This window comes from Parabacteroides sp. HGS0025 (assembly GCF_000969845.1).
Lineage (GTDB): Bacteria > Bacteroidota > Bacteroidia > Bacteroidales > Tannerellaceae > Parabacteroides > Parabacteroides gordonii.
This window is the reverse complement of record NZ_KQ033903.1, coordinates 287,197-307,442: the sequence shown is the minus strand read 5'-3', so window position 1 is coordinate 307,442 and position 20,246 is coordinate 287,197. Positions and strand designations below refer to the sequence as shown.

Annotated in this window: 22 protein-coding genes and 1 tRNA gene; 6 read left to right on the top strand and 17 right to left on the bottom strand. The window is 45.8% G+C overall.

Features of this window, described 5'->3' with window-relative positions; genetic code table 11:
- Positions 1–79: 79 nt before the first annotated feature.
- Together HMPREF1212_RS18440 and HMPREF1212_RS18435 are read right to left on the bottom strand one after the other, a co-directional pair.
- Entirely contained in the window at positions 80–316 is a 237-nt protein-coding gene (locus tag HMPREF1212_RS18440; protein ID WP_046150618.1) for a hypothetical protein, read from the bottom strand.
- A gap of 3 nt (positions 317–319) precedes the next feature.
- A complete protein-coding gene (locus HMPREF1212_RS18435) occupies positions 320–802 on the bottom strand; it encodes a flavodoxin domain-containing protein (RefSeq protein WP_028728994.1) in 483 nt (160 codons plus the stop codon).
- Positions 803–894: 92 nt separating this feature from the next.
- Between HMPREF1212_RS18435 and HMPREF1212_RS18430 the strand changes: the two genes are divergently transcribed.
- From HMPREF1212_RS18430 to HMPREF1212_RS18415, 4 genes are all read left to right on the top strand, one after another.
- Entirely contained in the window at positions 895–1,587 is a 693-nt protein-coding gene (locus HMPREF1212_RS18430) for a LuxR C-terminal-related transcriptional regulator (protein WP_028728993.1), read from the top strand.
- Between the two features lie 401 nt (positions 1,588–1,988).
- Entirely contained in the window at positions 1,989–2,303 is a 315-nt protein-coding gene (locus HMPREF1212_RS18425; RefSeq protein WP_046150617.1) for a helix-turn-helix domain-containing protein, read from the top strand.
- A complete protein-coding gene (locus tag HMPREF1212_RS18420) occupies positions 2,290–2,583 on the top strand; it encodes a DUF3876 domain-containing protein (RefSeq protein WP_046150616.1) in 294 nt (97 codons plus the stop codon). Before HMPREF1212_RS18425 ends, HMPREF1212_RS18420 begins: the two co-directional genes overlap by 14 nt.
- A 53-nt stretch (positions 2,584–2,636) precedes the next feature.
- The gene (locus tag HMPREF1212_RS18415) at positions 2,637–2,930 is read left to right on the top strand and encodes a helix-turn-helix domain-containing protein (RefSeq protein WP_046150615.1); all 294 of its coding nucleotides are present in this window, start codon (positions 2,637–2,639) and stop codon (positions 2,928–2,930) included.
- Between the two features lie 283 nt (positions 2,931–3,213).
- Here HMPREF1212_RS18415 and HMPREF1212_RS18410 read toward each other — a convergent pair whose 3' ends face one another.
- The 3 genes from HMPREF1212_RS18410 to HMPREF1212_RS18400 all read right to left on the bottom strand — a co-directional run bounded on the left by HMPREF1212_RS18410 (position 3,214) and on the right by HMPREF1212_RS18400 (position 5,994).
- Positions 3,214–4,434 carry a site-specific integrase gene (locus tag HMPREF1212_RS18410; protein ID WP_046150614.1) on the bottom strand — a complete coding sequence of 407 codons (1,221 nt, stop codon included), beginning with the start codon at positions 4,432–4,434 and terminating at the stop codon, positions 3,214–3,216.
- Positions 4,435–4,676: 242 nt separating this feature from the next.
- Positions 4,677–4,749: transfer RNA gene (locus HMPREF1212_RS18405), tRNA-Lys, on the bottom strand.
- Positions 4,750–4,863: 114 nt separating this feature from the next.
- Positions 4,864–5,994 (bottom strand): AI-2E family transporter, encoded by a 1,131-nt coding sequence (locus HMPREF1212_RS18400; protein ID WP_046150613.1) that lies wholly within the window; start codon positions 5,992–5,994, stop codon positions 4,864–4,866.
- A 59-nt stretch (positions 5,995–6,053) separates the two neighbouring features.
- On the opposite strand from HMPREF1212_RS18400, the gene dacB reads away from it, so the two are divergent.
- A complete protein-coding gene (dacB, locus tag HMPREF1212_RS18395) occupies positions 6,054–7,541 on the top strand; it encodes a D-alanyl-D-alanine carboxypeptidase/D-alanyl-D-alanine endopeptidase (protein WP_046150612.1) in 1,488 nt (495 codons plus the stop codon).
- 32 nt (positions 7,542–7,573) lie between these two features.
- Here the strand turns inward: dacB and HMPREF1212_RS18390 are convergent, their stop codons facing one another.
- From HMPREF1212_RS18390 to queC, 10 genes are all read right to left on the bottom strand, one after another.
- Complete coding sequence (locus tag HMPREF1212_RS18390) at positions 7,574–8,332, bottom strand: LytR/AlgR family response regulator transcription factor (protein WP_046150611.1); 759 nt, start codon at positions 8,330–8,332, stop codon at positions 7,574–7,576.
- A complete protein-coding gene (locus tag HMPREF1212_RS18385; RefSeq protein WP_046150610.1) occupies positions 8,329–9,423 on the bottom strand; it encodes a sensor histidine kinase in 1,095 nt (364 codons plus the stop codon). Before HMPREF1212_RS18385 ends, HMPREF1212_RS18390 begins: the two co-directional genes overlap by 4 nt.
- Before the next feature lie 18 nt (positions 9,424–9,441).
- Entirely contained in the window at positions 9,442–10,662 is a 1,221-nt protein-coding gene (locus HMPREF1212_RS18380) for an ABC transporter permease (protein WP_028727111.1), read from the bottom strand.
- A gap of 2 nt (positions 10,663–10,664) precedes the next feature.
- Positions 10,665–11,405 carry an ABC transporter ATP-binding protein gene (locus HMPREF1212_RS18375; protein ID WP_028727110.1) on the bottom strand — a complete coding sequence of 247 codons (741 nt, stop codon included), beginning with the start codon at positions 11,403–11,405 and terminating at the stop codon, positions 10,665–10,667.
- A 43-nt stretch (positions 11,406–11,448) separates the two neighbouring features.
- Positions 11,449–12,660, bottom strand: coding sequence for an efflux RND transporter periplasmic adaptor subunit (locus HMPREF1212_RS18370; protein WP_028727109.1), 1,212 nt, complete (start codon positions 12,658–12,660; stop codon positions 11,449–11,451).
- A 35-nt stretch (positions 12,661–12,695) separates the two neighbouring features.
- Entirely contained in the window at positions 12,696–14,051 is a 1,356-nt protein-coding gene (locus HMPREF1212_RS18365; protein ID WP_046150609.1) for a TolC family protein, read from the bottom strand.
- Between the two features lie 184 nt (positions 14,052–14,235).
- The gene (locus tag HMPREF1212_RS18360) at positions 14,236–14,853 is read right to left on the bottom strand and encodes a hypothetical protein (protein ID WP_046150608.1); all 618 of its coding nucleotides are present in this window, start codon (positions 14,851–14,853) and stop codon (positions 14,236–14,238) included.
- 27 nt (positions 14,854–14,880) lie between these two features.
- Positions 14,881–15,666 carry a 3-keto-disaccharide hydrolase gene (locus HMPREF1212_RS18355; protein ID WP_046150607.1) on the bottom strand — a complete coding sequence of 262 codons (786 nt, stop codon included), beginning with the start codon at positions 15,664–15,666 and terminating at the stop codon, positions 14,881–14,883.
- 97 nt (positions 15,667–15,763) lie between these two features.
- Positions 15,764–16,228 (bottom strand): preQ(1) synthase, encoded by a 465-nt coding sequence (gene queF / locus HMPREF1212_RS18350; protein ID WP_028727105.1) that lies wholly within the window; start codon positions 16,226–16,228, stop codon positions 15,764–15,766.
- A gap of 1 nt (position 16,229) precedes the next feature.
- Positions 16,230–16,904 (bottom strand): 7-cyano-7-deazaguanine synthase QueC, encoded by a 675-nt coding sequence (gene queC, locus HMPREF1212_RS18345; RefSeq protein WP_046150606.1) that lies wholly within the window; start codon positions 16,902–16,904, stop codon positions 16,230–16,232.
- Positions 16,905–17,116: 212 nt separating this feature from the next.
- Between queC and HMPREF1212_RS18340 the strand changes: the two genes are divergently transcribed.
- Entirely contained in the window at positions 17,117–18,499 is a 1,383-nt protein-coding gene (locus HMPREF1212_RS18340) for an OmpP1/FadL family transporter (RefSeq protein ID WP_046150605.1), read from the top strand.
- A 254-nt stretch (positions 18,500–18,753) separates the two neighbouring features.
- Here HMPREF1212_RS18340 and HMPREF1212_RS18335 read toward each other — a convergent pair whose 3' ends face one another.
- Together HMPREF1212_RS18335 and HMPREF1212_RS18330 are read right to left on the bottom strand one after the other, a co-directional pair.
- A complete protein-coding gene (locus tag HMPREF1212_RS18335) occupies positions 18,754–19,095 on the bottom strand; it encodes a hypothetical protein (RefSeq protein WP_028727102.1) in 342 nt (113 codons plus the stop codon).
- Between the two features lie 87 nt (positions 19,096–19,182).
- Positions 19,183–20,097 (bottom strand): ribonuclease Z, encoded by a 915-nt coding sequence (locus tag HMPREF1212_RS18330; protein ID WP_046150604.1) that lies wholly within the window; start codon positions 20,095–20,097, stop codon positions 19,183–19,185.
- Positions 20,098–20,246: the final 149 nt, after the last annotated feature.

Here is a 20,246-nt window from a genome sequence, read left to right as displayed (position 1 = left end):
ATTTTAAATGGTGAATAAAACCAATAAATATATTGTCTACATTTAATATGCTTATTTGCGATAATGTTTTATAATCAAACTATTCTAGTTCTGATATATAAATATTGATTGTTTGCAATATATTTATAACATCAGTTTCTGTAATACCGTGGCTCTCTATGCGTAATACTTTTTTCCAATCTTCAAAATCCACATTCCATTTATGAATCTGCGAGTATTGAGCAAATAGTATGTTTATTCTTTCTATTTCTAATTCGGTCGTAATAGAAGTCCGAAAAATCAAAATATCTCTTTTATTGTTACTGACTTTCATCATATATCACTTCCTTATATTATTCATTTTATCTAAAAATACCGTTATTGCATCATATCGTAGATTTGAAACAGAACACACTACTTTGCTAATCTTTCTCGTAATAAACTTTTCTATGAAATTCATTTTGTCAAACAGAAACTCACCACCTAAGATTGCTTCGGCGACAGCATTTGAGTGTAGATATTCGGGGAAAGCTTTTTTAAGTTGCTCAACTTCTTGAGTATCGTTCATTCCGCAAATAAATAATGCTATAATCTTCTGTTCTAACTGAGCGCGATTCTTATTGCAGAATTTACTCATTAATCTTCCTGGGTACCCAGCGTAAATAGAAGTTCCAAGAATAATTCTATCATAACCTTGAATATCAGGATTATGGAACTCTTTCAATGATATATATTCTAGTTCAGGACTTAATTTTTCTCCTATAAGATGTGCAACTCTTTCAGTTGTTCCATGCTTTGAATAGTAGATTATTGCAGTTTTCATAAATTCTCTCCTTTCATTTAGTTACCTTTGCAAAGGTAGAGTAGTCAAGGGCTATTATCAATAGTGAATTATCATCATATTTGGGAACATTCATGAGCTTAGAAAAATATAAATCGTATGTAGAGCTATTGTCAAGAGTGAACAATAGTTGTGTGTTTCTTATAGAATATAATAATAGATTTTTATATACATCTCCAAATTTCAATACATTTTTTGGATACGACATCGAAAAACTTAAAGACCCTTCGATTGAACACAACTACTTAGAGAAATATATTCATCCTGATGATTTTATGATCTTTAGCACTATTCAAAAAAGGTTACTTGGCTTTTACTATAGCCAGCCTATTGAATGTAGAAAAGATTACAAGCATATCTTTGAATTTAGAATTTTAAATGCAAAGAAAAAATATGTAAGAGTGATTAGTCAGCATCAGGTTTTAGAAATAGATGAAATTGGTAATCCCTTTTTGGTTTTAGGGGTAGTTGATTTATCCCCTGACCAAAAAGATATGGATGAGATAAAATTTCGGCTTGTCAATAATAAAACAGGAGAAATGACACCTTTCCCTTTGACCGAAGAAACAAATATAAAGTTAACTAAACGAGAAGTGGAAATACTGAAACTGGTAAATAAAGGCATGTTCAGTAAAGAAATATCGGATAGTCTTTCGATAAGTATTCATACAGTAAACAATCACAGACAAAATATTCTTCAAAAAATGAATACAGACAATGTTGTTGAGGCTATTAATTATGCCCGAAAACTTGGACTATTGGATTAATTCAAAAATAGTTCTTACTGTGTAGTAAGGTTATTTGAAACAATGGAAAACCACAGTAAACTAAAGTAGTTCGCTCGTTTCTACCCATCTACCCATTCCCTATTTTGTTTTTATATTGTAAAAGCTGATAATCAGAATTCTATTTTGATACACTATAGTAGTAGCAAATAATTGAATCGCTTATTGAATAGTGCTTCAAACAATTAGTTCATAATTTTTTTCATGAACTGGTGAGTTTACTATTTTAACTTCCATAGATTCTTATGTATAACTTTAGAAGTTAGACATTAGTAGCTTTACCATGTCACTTTCAGACAGTTTTGAAAACGACTCTTGATTCTTCTTTCATTTGCTGGTGAAATAGAATCAACACGTTTTATAAACCATTAAAAATTAAAAGTATGGAAGTAGTAACCATTGAGAAAAGAACATTTTCGTATGTCTGCGAAAGGTTCACGGAATTTGCCAAGCGGATAGAGAGTTTGTGCAGTCCTCATACTCAGAAGGTAGAAAACTGGCTGGATAGCCAGGAAGTGTGCCTGTTGTTAGGTTTTAGTAAGCGAACGCTGCAATATTACCGAAGTAGTGGACGGCTAGCTTATTCTCAAATTGGTAGCAAGATTTATTATAAGTCTTCCGATATTGAAAGAATTATTGCGGACAGTGAAACACAGAATCAATCACCCAAACAAATCGCGCCTTATGAAAAGAACTAAAGAAAATTATCCATTCTTCAACCTGTTTTCCATTGTCGGTACATGGGAAAGCATTAATCTGAATCCTACGGTTATCATCTACCGAAATGACAAAGATTATCTTCTTTCTATTATATATGTATCAGAAACGACCAAACAGGCTTCACCCGCTACTTATGAGATACAGCAAGATGGTAGCCAATATTTTATTGCCATTACATCCAAACGGTTCTATATAGATTATGATCCGGCAAAAGACGTACTTAGCATTTCATCGCTGGGTGACTATCTGCGCAACTAGTCTGCCATCTAGCCATCTTGAAATCAATATTTCAATAAAACAATCTTTCAATCATGGAACTAATAAATAAAGATACCCCACTAGTCAAAGAATTTATTTCTTCGCTCGATTCAATGCTGAATGGTATTGAAACTATAGTAAAGTATTACAAGCCCCACCTGAACGGGGAACGCTTTCTTTCTAATAATGAAGTTTCCAAAACACTGAATGTCAGTTTGCGAACCCTGCAAGAATGGCGAGATACAGGGCTAATCCCCTTTATCCAGATAAAAGGAAAGATTATCTACCGCCAAAGTGATATTGATAAGCTGCTCCAAAGGCACTACTTTGAAAGTTGGAAAGAATAACCTGCTACCCTCGAAAACATTGTTTTTCGGAATTTAATTTGAATCATTGACTTTTTCAGTGAAGTATTTAGTCTGTACAAGTCTTTAGATGAAAATACGCTCGAAATGAAATGAGAGGAAGATTTTCATCTAAACCGAAGGCTTGGACTTGAACAGGCTAAATACGGAACTTATCTTTGTCAATGCTTCATATTGAGTTCTGGAAAGCTTACTTTAAAAGAAAAGGATTGAGAAAATGAAATTCATTCTTCCCAATCCTTTTCTATATTGACTACTACCTTTATTATATAGCCAGTTCTGATAAACAGTTATTTACTTTCTGCATATCTTTTAGAATATTCTGATCCAGTACCCGTGCGTAGTGTTTTGTCACGCTGGTATTTGCATGACCTAACATCTTGGCTACATTTTCCATACTTACGCCATTTGCAAGACAAATGCTTGTGGCATAGGAATGTCGGGCTGAATGTGTGCACAGATTTTTCTGCAACCCGCATACATCGGCAATTTCTTTCAAATAACTGTTCATGCGCTGATTGCTCAATACTGGCAATAGTTTTCCGGTACATTCTGCCACATTTTTATACTTTTCAAGTATAGAAGCTGCCACAGGTAGCACAGGAATGTTACACATGATTTTTGTCTTTTGGCGGTTCTTTCTTATCCAAAGTTCCCCTTTGTTATCTTTTACCAAGTGTTCAGGTGATAAGTCTTTCACATCGCTGAACGCCAAGCCTGTAAAAATGCAAAAAACAAAAACGTCACGTACCTGTTCTACTCGCTTAATGGTGAACTCTTTGGCAAGAATGATCTTAATCTCGTCCATTGTCAGAAATTCAGGATCGGTTTCTTCCAATTTGAAGCGGTAGTAAGCAAACGGATCTTTCTTTATCCAGTCGTTTTCCAAAGCAATGCGGATAATCTTCTTCAAATTCTTCAATCGGGTGATAGCGGAGTTCTGCGCACAACCTTTTTCTATTTTCAAGAAAGCATCGAACTTAGAAATGAAGTTGGCTTCCAAGTTATTCAGGGCAATATCTGATAACTGATATTCTTTCTTGATGAATTCCTCCAAATATCGGGTAGTGGTTTCATACCGTTGAACGGTCTTACTTACGAAGTCTTTGCCTATCAACTTACGGCTTTGTTCGTTATGCTCCCTGAATACCTGCAAGAGTGTTTTGTTATCTTCATCCACACCATAAAACAGTTTTCTAACAAGATCAACAGTGATAACCTTGCCGGAAGTTTCCAATTCTCTATAAATTTGGTGTACGTGCGAGCGTGTGATTTCTAAGTAGTGGTTCAATTCCACCGACATACGGTCTTTGCCTTTTGAATTTTCTTTTGCCTGATTCCATAGATTTACGGGACAGCTTCTTTTGATAGAAATATCTACCATACAGCCGTTTACGGTGATTCTCATGCACACGGGTGCTTCTCCGTTCTTTAATAATTTGCCTTTCTTGATGAAGAACAATACAGAAAATGATTTTCGAGCCATTTTTACATCGTTTTTAAAGTTACAAAACTATGTATTCTCTTCCAAAGTAAGTCTATGCAAAAGACTATGAATCAGCGAGAAAGGTGCAAATTCGTGGGACTTTTTTAGACTAAATTTTAGTCCCACGATTTATCCACCGATAATATGCTTGAAACGGCTATTTTCTGCTACCTGCCAGAAAAAAGAAATCCCTGATAATGTTTGATTATCAGGGATTTGCTTGATTCTTCTTATTGTTTCAGTGATCCGCCTGGGGTTCGAACCCAGGACCCCATCCTTAAAAGGGATGTGCTCTACCAGCTGAGCTAGCGAATCATCATTTGCATACTCTGTATTGCGGTGTGCTTTACTTCTGTATTGCGGGTGCAAAGGTAGGGTTTATTTTTGAATTTGCAATAGCAAGGGCGAATATTTTCAAAAAAAGTGCAATTATTTTTCTTCCGGCGGTTGATTATCGGCTGGGGCAGGAGGGATGATATCCTCTTCCAGCAAGATAAAGCGCTTATAATAAGACAGACAGAGTGTCGTGAGCGGTAGAGCGATGATCAGTCCGATAAATCCCAGTAAAGTTCCCCAGATGGAGAGCGAAAGAAGGATAATGGCCGGATTTAATCCCATTGCCTTTCCCATGATGCGCGGGGTGAGGTATAAATCCTGTATGCACTGCACGATCCCGAGCACCAGCAGACCCAGTCCGAAGATGATCCAGAAGTTTTGCCCTGTCTCCGCCGATTTAAGCAGGCTGAGGATAATCATCGGGATGATGCCGATAGCCTGCAAATAGGGGATCAGATTCAGAACGCCGATGAACAGCCCCAGCGTAACGGCCAGCGGGAACCCTACGATCTTGAAACCGATAGCCAGTAAGACACCGACACATAAAGCAATCAGCGACTGCCCGCGGAAATAACGGTTCATACTCATCTCCACATCATCGGCCAGCCCTTTCACAAAGGTGCGCTGGCGGGCGGGGATCAGTTCGATCCAGCCGTTGGCGATCTTTTCGTAATCGAGCAGGATAAATATGAAATACAATAATATAACGAAGATGATCGTGATGCTGAACAGGATGGAGAAGGTGTTCGACAGGATGCTCCACACCTTCGGCGCCAGCTGTTTGATCGCATTCTGTATGTTTTCGCGGCTGAGCAGCTCCATCAACTGGTTGATATCGACATTCGTTTCAAGATATTCGATCCACGACTCGGGAATAAGCGGGACATGACCGGCACCCGGATTATGCGTGCGCATCAGGCTCAGTGTCCTGTCGGCTTCCTGGGCGACGGACGGTACGACCAGGGCAGCAGCCAGACCGATCACCAGCGAAGCGGAAATGATAACCGCAATGATCGCCAGGATACGGCTTTTCAGTTTGAGCTTGTATTGGAAAAACTTTACGAAAGGTTGCATCATATAGGCCAGCAGCCAGGCGATCAGGAAAGGAAGCAGCGCATTCCGTAAGACTGTGACCAGATAGAGCAATCCGCCGATGATCACTATGCTGAAAACAATACGGGCCACCCGGTCGAATGTAAATGGTCGTTGAAACAATGAGTTCATATTATAATTTTTATCTTTGCCTGCAACAAAGATAGAATAAAGTAGAATAGGATAACAAGATGATAAAGAAAATATTATGTACCGCCCTGATACTCTGCTGTTCTTACCTGCCACAGGCGCAGGCGCAAACACAGACTCCCCAGCCTGTAAAGCAGTTGCTGAATGCCCCCTACATGAAAGGGGCCACTTTTTCGATCGTGGTAAAAGACCTGCAGGATGGAAAGACCTTGTATAGTTACGACACAGACCGCCTGGTGTCGCCCGCTTCGGTACTGAAGACGGTGGCAACTGCAACGGCTCTGGAAATACTGGGCGAAGATTATCGTTTTGAGACGACGCTGGAGTATGACGGAACGATCAGGGAAGGGGTGTTGAACGGTAACCTTTATATAAAAGGCAGCGGCGACCCGTCGCTGGGATCGTCCCACTTCGCACCCGACAGGGGTACTTATACGCCGGCAAAGAACAAGTTTATGCCCGAATGGATCGCGGCGCTGAAGAAAGCCGGTATCCGGAAGATAAACGGGGCGGTTGTGTCCGACGAAAGCATTTTCGATACCGAAGGATCGTCTATCAAATGGCTGCGTGAGGATATGGGGAATTATTATGCGCCGGGAAGCTATGGCCTTTCGGTGTTCGACAATATGTATAAACTCTCCCTGAAAACGGGTGTTTCCGGTAGCCGTCCGGTCGTGGTGGGGACTGATCCCGCCTTGCCGTCCGTCCGTTTTATCAATTATCTGGAAACGGCTCCGGTGGCTTCCGACAGTGCTTATATTATCGGTGCGCCGTTGGCCGGCGAGCGTTATTTATACGGTGTCCTTCCTGCCAACCGCGACGGGTATATACTGAAAGGGGATATTCCCGATCCGGCCTTGTTCCTGGCAGGTTACGTGACTACAGGGCTGGAACGCGCAGGTATCGAGGTGACGGGAAAACCGACCTGCTACCGGATCGAGTCGGAAGCGGGTAGATGGAAGGAGGGTAACAGGAAAACGGTCGTCACCACCTATTCTCCTACTTTGAAGGAGATTGCGAGCGTCACCAACCATGTCAGCCATAACTTGTTTGCGGATGCATTGGTTAAGACCGTTGGATTGCAATATCAGCCACGGAAGAATGAAGTGATCTCTTCTTTCGGACGGGGGGTGAAGGTGGTTGCAGACCATTGGAAGAAGAAAGGGCTGGATATCTTCCCGCTACGGATGAACGACGGTAGCGGACTGGCTCCGGCTGATAAGGTTTCGGCCGGCTTTATCGCCGATATGCTGGTTTATATGGCTACGAAGTCGGATGCATCGGATGCTTTTATTGCTTCATTACCGCAGGCAGGCGTCGAAGGTTCGGTACGCAACCTGTTGAAAGGAAGTAAGCTTCAGGGAAAGGCTCGTCTGAAAAGCGGTGGCATCACCGGGGTGAGAAGTTATGCCGGATATATAACAAAAGACGGCAAGCAGTATGCCGTTGCCGTTTTCTCTAACAACTATTCCTGTAGTATGGGCGAAATGACGAAAGGGCTCGAAAAGTTGTTGTTGCAGCTTTTTTAGTTGACAGTTGTCTACTGTCTCTTGTCAACTTCTTAGGGCAGTAATGCCCTTTGTGCCAGGAACTCCATGAACTTCTGTTTGTAGTTGTCGGAGATCGGGATATATTCTTTGCCGAATACGATGCGGTTGCGTTCGATCACTTTGATCTTTTCGGGTTGCACGATGAAGGAACGGTGCACACGGATGAAGCGGTCGGTCGGCAGCATATCTTCCAGGCTTTTCATACTCATCAGTGAAAGGATCGGGCGGGGCTCGTCTTCCACATATATTTTGACGTAATCCTTCAATCCTTCGATATATAAGATCTTACGGAGCTCGATCTGCATCAGTTTGTATTCTGTTTTGATGAAGATGCTTTCGATTGTGTGGGCAGTTCGCGGACTGTCCGTACCCGGGGCGGTTGTCTCCGGATGGGATTGGCCTTCGCGCAGCAGTTCGTACCATTGCAGGGCTTTGTTGGCCGATTTCAGGAAATCGGGATAGCTGATCGGTTTCAGCAGGTAGTCGAGTGCATTCACTTTGTAGCTGTCGAGCGCGTACTGGCTGAAAGCGGTGGTAAAGATAATACGTGTGTCACCTTCGAGGATACGGGAGAACTCCATCCCGTTGAGCTCCGGCATCTGGATGTCGAGGAAAAGCAGGTCGACGGGCTCTTTGCTGAGGATGGGGAGCGCGTTGACGGCACTGTTGTATTTTCCCGCCAGGCTGAGGAACGGCGTCTTATTCACATAACTTTCCAGCAGGCTGATAGCCAGCGGTTCGTCGTCGATGATGGCACATGTCAGTTTCATACGCTTTCGTCTTTTGGTTCGTTTCCGAGTTGTAACTCCAACATACAGTAATAGCTGTCGCCGTCTACTCCGCACGAGAAAATATGCCGGTTGGGATAGAGCAGGGCCAAGCGTTTCTTCAGGTTGCGGATGCCGATGCCCGAGCCGCTTTTGTCCTGTTCTGCATCTTTCGGGAAATAGCTGTTGCGCAGGTAACAGACAACCAGGTCGCCGTTCTGGTGGATATCCAGATGGATGTATGACGGTTTGTTGTTGCTTACCCCGTGCTTGAAGGCATTCTCGATAAGCGAAATGAACAGGAGCGGGGCGATTTCCGCATCCGGTCTGAGGGATGATATCTCGGTTTTCAGTTCTACATTTTCCGGCAGGCGGATGCGCATCAGTTCCACATAATTGCGGATAAAGTCGAGTTCCTTTTCCAGGAGAACAAGTTGCTGGCTGCTTTCGTAAAGCACGTAACGGAGCAGGCGACTCAGGTCGTGCACGGCTTCCTGTGCCCGTTCGGGACTGAAGGCAATCAGGCTGTAGATGTTATTCAGCGTGTTGAACAGGAAGTGCGGGTTCAGCTGGCTTTTCAGGTTTTGCAATTCGGCTTCGGCGCGGCTCTTTTCCAGTTCGCGGCGTTCCGACTCCACCTGATACCAGCCGCTCGTCATTTTGATGGCTACGCTAAGACCTGCTACCAGGCCGTAAAGCATGGCATTGCCGAAGAAAAAGCCGATGACCTCTTTCAATTCCTTCTCCTGACGCGGGTGATGGAACTCCGGAGGGGGCAACATATGCATCAGGAGGTGTACCAACACGATTGTCGCTGCGATCAGTAGTACATTGCTGAGAAAGAACTTCCAACCGTGCTTGGAAAACAGGAATTGTTTCACCAGAAGGAAGTAGTTCACATAGAACACCAGCATGAAGGAGAGCGGAACGATAACGAACCGTATATAACTCTGAACAGTGACTTCCTGCGTCTCCCTGCCCGTAAAGAAAAAGGGCAGGCCGATCAGGATCCCCCAGGCAGCCATATGGATGATGCTGCCCATTCCTTTTATCGGGGGGGATACATGTGTCTGTGTTGTTCCTTCTGTATTCATACTCACAAAGATATTAATTTATTCGTAACGTATCGCTTCGATCGGGTCGAGCTGTGCCGCTTTCTTAGCCGGATACCATCCGAAGAATACTCCCGTGACGGTACAGACGGCGAACGACAGCATCACGCTCCACGGTTGTATGTAGATCGGGAAGTGGGCTACCACATTCACGATCAGGGCGGCTCCTACGCCCAGCACCACTCCTATCAGTCCGCCCGTTACGCTGATCAGGATAGACTCGATCAGGAACTGCGCCAGGATGTCGATCCCTTTGGCTCCGATACTCATACGGAGACCGATCTCGCGGGTACGTTCCGTAACGCTGACGTACATGATGTTCATAATACCGATACCACCAACGAGTAACGAAATACCGGCCACAGCCGCCAACAGCACGGTCATCATGTCCGTAGTGCTTGTCAACATCGTGCTCAACTCCTGCTGACTACGGATGGTAAAATCATCATCGTCACTTTCCTTCAACTTATGGTTGCGGCGCAGTATTTCTGTTATCTCATCAATGGCCTGGTCGGTGTATTCCTCTTTGAGGGCCGAACAGGTAATGCCTTGCAGATGGGTGATGGCCAGGACTTTTTTCTGAATAGTTGTGTATGGAGCTAAGATTAGGTCGTCCTGGTCCATTCCCATGCTGTTGTATCCTTTGCTTTCCAGCACGCCTACGATGCGGAAAGGTAATTTCTGAAAACGTATGACTTTTCCTACGGGGCTTTCGCCGCCCGTGAAAAGGTTGTCGACTACGGTTTTACCGACTACGCATACTTTGGCGGCGGTCTGGATGTCCTGTTCGGTGAACATTTCACCGTCGCCCACTTTGTAGCGGCGTATTTCCAGATAGTCGGGGCTGATACCGTAGACCGTTGTCGGTGTGTTGTTGGCGCCATAGATTGCCTGTCCGCTGCTGTTCACCGAAGGGGAGACGGCAGAGACATAGCGCGTTTCGTCGACAATGTTCTGATAGTCTTCCAGCTTCAGCGTTTCCATGGCGGATGCATCCTGACGTACGCCACCTCGCGTATCGGCGCCGGGGTGTATCATGATCATGTTGGAACCCATCTCGCTGATCTGGGCTTGTATGCTCCGCTTCGACCCCTGCCCGATGGCCAGCATCGTGATCACCGAAGCTACGCCGATGATGATGCCTAGCATGGTCAGGAAACCGCGCAACTTGTTGTTGGCGAGGGCGCGGAGAGCTATTTTTATGAGGTTTGTTCCGTTCATTGTTAGTCGTCGTTTTTCGGCAGTTTGGCTAACGCCTCTGCCGCATTCTGTATGTTGGTATTCACCGTATCCGATGTCACATGGCCGTCGCGCAGGGTGATGTTGCGGCTGCTGTATTGGGCGATCTCCGGATTATGGGTCACGAAGATGATCGTACGTCCTTCGGCATGGAGCTTCTGGAAAAGTACCAGGATCTCGAACGAGGTGCGCGTATCCAGGTTACCGGTCGCTTCGTCGGCCAGGATCACGGCCGGGTCGTTCACCAGGGCGCGGGCGATGGCTACACGTTGCATCTGTCCGCCCGACATCTGGTTGCTTTTGTGCATCAGGCGGTCGCCCAACCCTACGGCTATGAGTGCCTGTACGGCTTTCTCGTGGCGGGCCGAGGCGCTGTAGTTGGGGTTATACATCAGCGGGAGTTCCACGTTCTCAACGGCTGTTGTCTTGGGTAACAGGTTGTAGCTCTGGAACACGAAGCCGATCTTACGGTTGCGCAGCGTGGCACGGGCGTTCTTTCCCATCGTACGGACGGATACGCCGTCGAGGTAATACTCGCCTTTGGTCGGTGTGTCGAGACATCCCAACGTATTCAGCAGCGTACTTTTCCCCGAGCCGGAGGTTCCCATGATGGTGACGAATTCGCCTTCGTATATCGTGAAGCTTACGCCACGCAAGGCATGGACGGTTTCGTCGCCGACCTGGAAATCGCGCTTGATATTATCTAGTTTGATGATCTCTTTCATTGTTCTGCTTATTTAACTGTCAACTGTCACTTGTCAACTGTTTTTATTTCTTCTTGTTTCCTCCCGGAGGGCCTGGCATGAACGGGCTCTTTTCCGTTGCGGCGGCTACCGGGGCTGCTCCGTTGGAAGCCATATCCACTGCGATCTCTTCGCCTTCGGTCAGTCCGTCGGTTACTTCGATCATGTTGCCGCTGGTGGAACCTACGGTGATCACTTTCGGAAGCAGTTGCTGTCCTTGTTTTACCCAGATAAGGCGTTTGCCGGCGGGTGCTTCCTGTGCGCTGTTCTCAGCTGTGAGTCCGGTTCCCAACAGTAATTCTTCTTCCGGGACGAAGCGGAGTGATTTGGTCGGTACGGTCAGCACATTATCGCGTTCGAGCGTGTAGATCGTCACGTTGGCCGTCAGACGCGGTTTCAATTTCAGATCGGGATTGTCGGCAGTGATAACCACTTCGTACGTCACGACGGTGGAAGTAGAGGTAGATGAACTGCTGCTGCTACTGCTGTCGCCCAGGCGTATCTGTTTGACTGTCCCTTCGAACACATCGTTCGGGTAAGCATCTACGGTGAAGCTGACGCGCTGTCCGTCTTCTACATTACCTATATCGGCTTCATCCACATCGGCGATCACCTGCATCTTCGTTAGGTCGGCGGCGATGGTGAACAGGGTCGGGGTTTCGAAGCCGGCGGCTACCGTCTGTCCTTCTTCAACGGCACGGTTGATGACAACGCCGTCGATCGGGCTGGTGATGGTGGCGTATTCCAGGTTGCGGTTTACCTTCACCATCGAGGCCTGGCTCTGTTCGTAAGCGGCTTTCGACTTCTCATAATTGTAAGTCGCCGTTTCGTAATCGGAGTCGCTTATCAGTTTCTTGTCGAAAAGAACTTTGCTGCGTGCATAATTCTTTTGCTGGTATTCGTATTCACTCTTGCTGCTGGCCAGTTGTGCCTGGGCGGAAGCGAGTTCGGCTTTCAGGTTCACTTTATCCATTTCTGCAATCAGTTGTCCTGCTTTCACCACATCGTTGTAGTCGGCATACAGCTTGTCGATGATGCCGGATACCTGGGTACCGACTTCGACTTCCGTTACCGGCTCGACCGTTCCGGTTGCCGTCACTGTGTTGGAGATGGAGCTGCGGCCTACTTTGGCTGTTTCGAGCCGGATGCCACCTTTAGCCGATTTGCCTGTGAAGAACCAGACGCCTCCGGCTACGAGCACGACGGCTGCTATTCCGATAATAACTTTCTTGTTCATATGTTTTCCTGTTTTATTTTTTCTTTACTGGTGACTTAGAGCAGATTGATTTCTTCTCCCTGATAGAAGCGCAGCAGGCCGGCATTGAGTATGGCTGTGTATTTGGCCTGAAGCGTTTCCTGCTGTGCGCTCAACAGGTTGTTCTTTTCGGTGAGCAGTTCGACGGTATTCTTCATACCCAGGTTGAACTGTTCGCTGACGAGGGCGTAGCTGGCCTGTGTACTTTTCAGCTTTTGGGTGGCGGCTACGTATTGCTGTTGGGCGCTGTTGGCACTCAGCCAGAGGCTTTCGATGGTTTTGTAGAGCGTTTTCTGCTCGTCCATCAGATCCAGTTGGCTGGTTTGCATCTGTAGCTTGGCCTTGTTGATTGTGCTTTTGGTCTGCCGTTTGTCGAAGATGGGAATGCTCAGGGTCAATCCTATCGAGTTGTTCCAGTTCTGTTTGACCTGTTCGCTGAAGCTGAAGTCGTTGCCGTTGGCATTCGTCGTTCCGATCCCTGCGCTCAGGCTTAAGGTCGGGATGTAACCGGCACGGGCTATCTTGATGTTCATATCCGAAGCTTCGATATTCAATTTCCCTGATTCGATTTCGGGACGCAGGTTGAGGGCGGTCTGATAAACATCGTCTTTGGTAGGGAGCGGGATCAGTACGCTGCTGTCGTCCAGTTGCGGCAGGAAAAGATCCATTTCGAAGTCGCCGTCCAGTTCGAGGAGTTGCTTCAGTTGCAACTTGTAGTTCTGGAGGGTGGTTTGTGCAGTGACCAGTTGGTAGTTGTCGTTGCTTACCTGTGCTTCCAGTTGGGCCAGGTCGCTGGAAGCGATGCTTCCGGCGTCGAACAGTTGTTGTCCGCGTTCGAACTCTTTGCGGCTGACTTTCAGTGTCGACTCGTTCACCTTCACGGCTTCGGCCGAGTAGAGTATTTGTACGTACAGCTGGGTGATGTTTTCCTCGATGGAGTTTTCGCTCTGGTCGACGGTGAGTTCAGCCATGCGGCTGTTCAGCTGTTGCTGTTTGACGGTGTTCACGCGCTTGCTTCCGTTGTAGACAGTCCAACTGGCGTCGATGCCGTAGCTGCCGTTGTACGATGTCTTGCTTTCACTGGTGGTGATGTTGTCGCCGCTGATGATGGTTCCGCTGGTGTTGTTCGGACGGTTTACGATACGCTGGCTGATATTACTGCTCAGTGAGGGGAGGAAATCGGCTTTTGCCGTCTTTACATCTTCCTGGGTGCTTTCGACGTTGATACGGTTGCGCCGGATAGTGATATTATGCTCCAGTGCATAATCGATACAATTACGAAGCGTCCATTGCTTCGGCATGTCGTCCTCTGCTTTCATTCCGGCAGGCAGAAGAAGCAGGCAGGAGAGGATTATTAGAGATACTTGTTTCATAATGCTTTCGTTTTGCGACCTAAACAATCTTTTTACCTTGTTACGGAAGCAAAACTACTTTACATTAAAAAACTGTACAATCAGAATAGAAATAGAGCGAAGGTTCGTCGACCAATAGAGGGATTTTGCCGATAAACAGGAAAGGTTATCTGCATGCTATTGTGTGACTGAAATATCAGATTACTTATCGTGAAAGAGAAACAATTGTTTTTCCGTCGTACTTCTTGATGAATACTTTTTTGCCGTATTCATACTCATCGTCATCAGAATAAATATATGTACCGTTATATTCCCAGCATACGATTTTGTGGTAAACCGGGCTTGCCGAACTGAAAATATCATTTGTATATTTGTAGGTAATATTCATTCTGTCGATGCTTCCATTTACATGAACAGGGAAAGAATAGGTATTCTGCTTTTCATCTCCATAAGCGGTTATTGTGCAATAATACAATCCTTCTTCCGCATCATAATCTATACTGTTATGGGAGCTGTTATAAAAGAACTGGTTTATACTGAAATCTTTTGTATGCTCTATTGGATTATCCAAATCTTCCCACCACGATACAGGAAAAGTAGCAGGATTGTTCAGATTTATCAAATCATTCCCGTTCCTGTCAATATAATAAAATCGTAAAGTGTTACCTTGCAGAAAACTTACTCCGTCTGATATGGAGTCATACCATTCAACTTCTTCTTCTTTTTCTCTATCCTTCTCGCTCAATAGATAGCTATTGCAACTTATCAGATGGATAGAACAAAGCAAAAGAAATAATAAGTTGAACCAACTTTTAGTCTTCATATCTTGTAACACTTTACTTTATTATTCTTATAATTCTCTCAACCAGATATTCCGGAAGCTGATCGGTTCGCTCGGATCGCCGTGGCTCTGCAGCACGATCGGGCCTGCTCCGTGCGGTGTTACTTTCGGGAAGCCGATATATTCGGTTGTGCCGAGGATGGTCGTGTTGTTCTGCAGCACGATACCGTTCTGAATAACCGTGATGCGCGGCGGTACGCGGTAGGTTCCGTCTTCTTTGAATACAGGAGCATTGTAGATAATATCGTAAACGTTCCATTCGCCCGGTTTACGCATGGCGTTTGCCAGCGGTGGAGTCTGTTTGTAGATACTTCCGGTCTGTCCATTCACGTATGTTTCGTTATTGTAGCAGTCGAGTACTTGCACTTCGTACATGCCTTGCATGAAGATTCCGCTGTTGCCGCGTGCCTGGCTTGTTCCGGTGATGTTTTCGGGAACGCACCATTCGATATGCAGCTGGTAGCTGTCGAATTTCTGCTTGGTCTGGATATCGCCCGTCTTTTTGTTTACAGTGAATACGCCGTCGTGGACAGTCCATTGAGCCGGTTCGCCTTTGGTGTTTTCCCAGGCAGACAGATCTTTGCCATCGAACAGGACGATAGCATCCGAAGGAGCCGAATTGGTTTTGATGTCACCCGGCGTTACGATCTTAGGTTGGGGAGTCCAATATTCCGACATGCCCGGAGTCATCTGTTCGGGTTTCGGATATTCTTTTTGCTGTGCACTGAGATTAATACAAGCTGTACAAGCCATAGTAGCCAGTACAGCTTTGATAGTAATGTCTTTCTTCCTCATGGGTCTAAATAATTTTAGGTTTACAATTAAGTAATTGCAAATCTACGTAATTATTTGTCACGTTGTCATCGTATTGCCCAAAAATCTGAAAGAAGTGTTACGGGTTATGGCTGAAAAGGCGTTTTTCTGCCAGTGCTTCGTACTTCGTTCCCGGTCGTCCGTAGTTGCAGTACGGATAGATGCTGATGCCGCCCCTTGGGGTGAAAATACCTGTTACTTCGATGTATTTCGGATCCATCAGGCGGATGAGGTCTTTCATGATGATGTTTACACAGTCTTCATGGAAGGCGCCGTGACTGCGGAAGCTGAACAGGTATAACTTCAGGCTCTTGCTTTCCACCATCTTCACATCGGGAATGTAGTCGATGTGGATTGTGGCAAAGTCCGGCTGTCCGGTGATCGGGCAGAGGCTGGTGAACTCCGGGCAGTTGAAACGTACCCAGTAATCGTTGTCAGGATGTTTGTTGGTGAATGCTTCCAGTACTTCCGGCGCATAATCCTGTTTGTATTCGGTGGAACCGCCTAACAGATGCAGTTCGTTTTCGTCTTTTCTTGTATCCATTTTATTGTTTGTCTACTGTCGATTTCTTCTTAAGATATTTCTCTAATCCTTCCTTGCGCAACTTGCAGGCCGGGCAATGGCCGCAACCGTCGGCAGGGACGCCGTTGTAGCAGGTCAGCGTTTGCGTGCGTACCAGGTCGAATACGCCCAGTTCGTCGGAAAGCTGCCATACTTCGCTCTTATCGCGATCCATCAGCGGGGTGTGGATGACGAACTGTTCGTCCATCGCCAGGTTCAGCGTCACGTTGAGCGAACGGACGAAAGTGTCCCGGCAATCCGGATATCCGCTGAAATCGGCTTCCGATACGCCCGTCACCAGGTGGAAGATGCCTTTGCTCCGTGCCATAATGGCGGCGAAGGTGAGGAACACCATGTTTCTGCCCGGAACGAATGTGTTCGGATAACTGTCGGTAGGCTTATCTTCGTCCATCGTGATCGAAGTGTCCGTCAGCGAGTTGGGAGCCAGTTGGCTGATCAGGGAAACGTCCAGCAGCTGGAACGGGACATGGGCGTCTGCAGCGATCTTGCGTGCAATATCAATTTCGAGAGAATGTTTCTGGCCGTAAGTAAAACATACGGCTTCTACACGTTTAAAATGCTTCTTTGCCCAGAAAAGGCAGGTCGTGGAGTCTTGTCCACCGGAGAAGCAAACCAGAGCGGCTTCTTGATGTTTCATACTTTTCTTGTTTTATACGTGGTTTAGCAAGCACACGGCAAGGGAGACATTCCTTTGCGCTGCAAAGATAAATAGATTTTCCGAATTATTTGATTTGATGGCGGATTGCACACTAATAATGAAAATGTGCGGCACATTCTGGTTAAAAGTGTGCAATATTAAGGAAAAGTATTTATCTTTGCTGCCGTTTTTGTAATAAAGAAAAGTAAAACATGAAGAAAAAAGTATTATTAGGTGCGGCATTGGCGATGTTGCCACTGTTCTCTTTCGCTGGTGGATATTTGACGAATACCAATCAGCATGCAGCCTTTTTAAGATCACTTTCGCGAGGTGCTGCAATCGATATAGATGGTGCTTTGTCTAACCCTGCGGGCCTTTCTTTCTTGCCGACAGACGGTTTCCGCGTAGGCGTGAGTATCCAGAGTGCTTTTCAAACTAGAAATATCGATGCTTCTTTCGGTACATATAATGGTTTCGATCCGGTCAATCAGAAGCCGACAATGGCAGAGACTCCCTACAAAAAGTATTACAAAGGGAAAGCAGCAGCCCCTGTGATTCCGAGTGTTTTCGCAGCTTACAAAAAAGGCGACTGGACTATTTCCGGATTCTTTGCCATCACAGGTGGAGGAGGTAAGGCTTCGTTTAACGACGGTTTGCCTATGTTCGAATCGGCTGCTATGGCCGGTATATTCAAGGAAAGTTTGGCAAACTATATAAAGACAGGCGGTCAAAGTCCCATCGTCACTCCGGAAATGTATACTATTAACAGTGCGATGGACGGTAAACAGTTTATTTATTCTCTACAACTTGGTTTGGGATACAAAATCACGGACTGGCTTTCAGCCTTTGCCGGCGGTCGAATGAATTATTTTTCAGGGAACTACGACGGTTATCTGAATGCGAAGCTAAAACAAAATTTAGGCGGATCAGAATTGATGGCGCTGGCTTTGGATTGCGACCAGACTGGTTGGGGATTAACGCCGGTTCTTGGAGTCGACATCAAACATGGTAAATTCAATTTCGGTGCCAAATATGAGTTCAAGACGAACCTGAACATCGAAAACGATACAAAGAAGTTGGATTATCCTGAAAGTGCGGAAGATCTGGTGGGTGCTTACAAGCATGGTGTGAATACGCCGAACGATATTCCTTCCATGCTTTCCGTGGCTGCTTCTTATCAGTTTTTGCCCATGTTAAAAGCTTCTGTTGAGTATCACTTCTTCGATGATAAGAAAGCGGGAATGGCCGGCGGAAAACAGAAAGAGCTCGAAAGAGGTACCAACGAGTATTTGCTGGGTATCGAATGGGATGTTATCAAGAGATTGACTATTAGCGGTGGTGCCCAGATTACGGATTATGGTTTGTCGGACAAGTATCAGAGCGATACCAGTTTCTCCTGCGACTCTTACTCATTGGGCTTCGGAGCTAAGGTGATGTTGAGCGAAAAGATGGCATTGAACGTAGGGTATATGTGGACAACCTACCATGATTATACAAAGAAATCGGACGACTACTGTGGCACGGGTCTTCCCGGAACGAATGTATATAGCCGAACCAATAAAGTATTTGGTTTAAGTCTGGATTACGCTTTTTAACCTATACATATATATAATAAATCAGACGAAGGGGACTTGCTTTCTTGGCAAGCCCCCTTTCTTTTTACCTGTCCGGCAGGTGGTCGAATTCTCATATATTATGATACTGGATTGTCATAATATATGGTATTCCAGTGTCATAATATATGAGAATCCAGTATCACAATATATGGCACAGGAGTAGCATAATATAGGACAATGAAATAGCCTAATATAGGCTACCGGAATAGCATGCAGGGAATAGGAGTTGTTGTTTAGCGGATAGCTACCTTGCGGACTGTATCGCCGATGCGGATGATGTAGTAACCTTTGGCAATATTTACGGTATATTCGCCGTCCGGTTGTTTCATTTCAAATTCTTTTACGCGGATACCAACGACGCTGTATATTTCGAGTTTGCTTCCGATCGGAGCATTCTTTACAACGATCTTATTATCGTAGGCACTGATTGAAACGGAGTCGGGTTTCACTTGTGTTGTAACAGGTTGGGCTGTCGCTACAACGCGCGTCGAGTCAGCCGCCTGCTGTGCCTTCACAGTGAGCGAGTTACCAACGTAAACGCTGATCAGTAGAATGATGGAAAATAATATTCTCATATTCAAAACCCTAAATTCGTACAAATGTATGAATAATTTTGAATATGGGCGGTATTTAGCTGTTATTATTTGAGAAAAGCCGCTTCATCAGATGGGAAGAACCATGCCTTCGTTACCCAGGATGGTGCCGGGAAATACTTCCTGCGCTTCCTTGTGGAGTTCCGACAGCTCTTCGTAGCGGGCGGAATAATGCCCGATCACCAACCGCTTCACATTTGCCTGGCGGGCGATCTCTGCGGCCTGGCGGGCAGTGGAGTGGAAGGTTTCTTTGGCGCGTGCCTTGTCGCTTTCCATAAACGTCGCTTCATGATAAAGCAGGTCTACCCCCTCTATAATAGGGATAATGGAAGGGGAATAGGCAGTGTCCGAGCAATAGGCGTACCGTTTGGCGGGTGCGGAAGGGCGTGTCAGGCGTGCGTTGGGAATGACTTCGCCTTCCGGCGTGATGTAATCTTTTCCCTGCTTGATATCCTTCATCCATTTGACGGGCACCTGGTAGAAGTCTGTCATTTCGCGGATGATATGCGCTTCTTTGGGTTTCTCGGCAAACAGGAAGCCACAGGTCGGGATGCGATGTTTCAACGGAATGGAGTAGACCGACAGGGAGCGGTCTTCCATAATCAGCGAATGGCTGCGGGTATCTACATGATTGAAACGAACTTCGTAAGGCATCCCTTTGCAGAAGGTGTCGAGCACGGGGCGCATATAGTTCTCGATCTCCTTCGGGGCGTGAATGACCAGATCGCCGGTACGACCCAGCATACCGAGCGTGGAAAGCAGGCCGGGCAAGCCGAAACAGTGGTCGCCATGCAGGTGGGAGATGAATATATGGTTCAGCCGGCTGAATTTGATACGCATGTTACGCATCTGCACCTGAGTGCCTTCACCACAGTCTATCATATATAATTTATCTCTTAAATCTACGACCTGGGAAGTTGCCAGATGCCGCGTGGTCGGTAACGCCGAACCACATCCCAAAATGTTTAAGTTAAAATCAGCCATAAAGGAATACCTAGGATATTTGTTTGCAAAGATAATACAAAAGCATCTGTGTTCTGTGAAAAATAGCAAAAAATGCAGCTCGATTGTTCGTAGGATGAGTTGGATTACATATATTTGTTTGCTGTCCTTATGGAAGCAAAATATTGTAA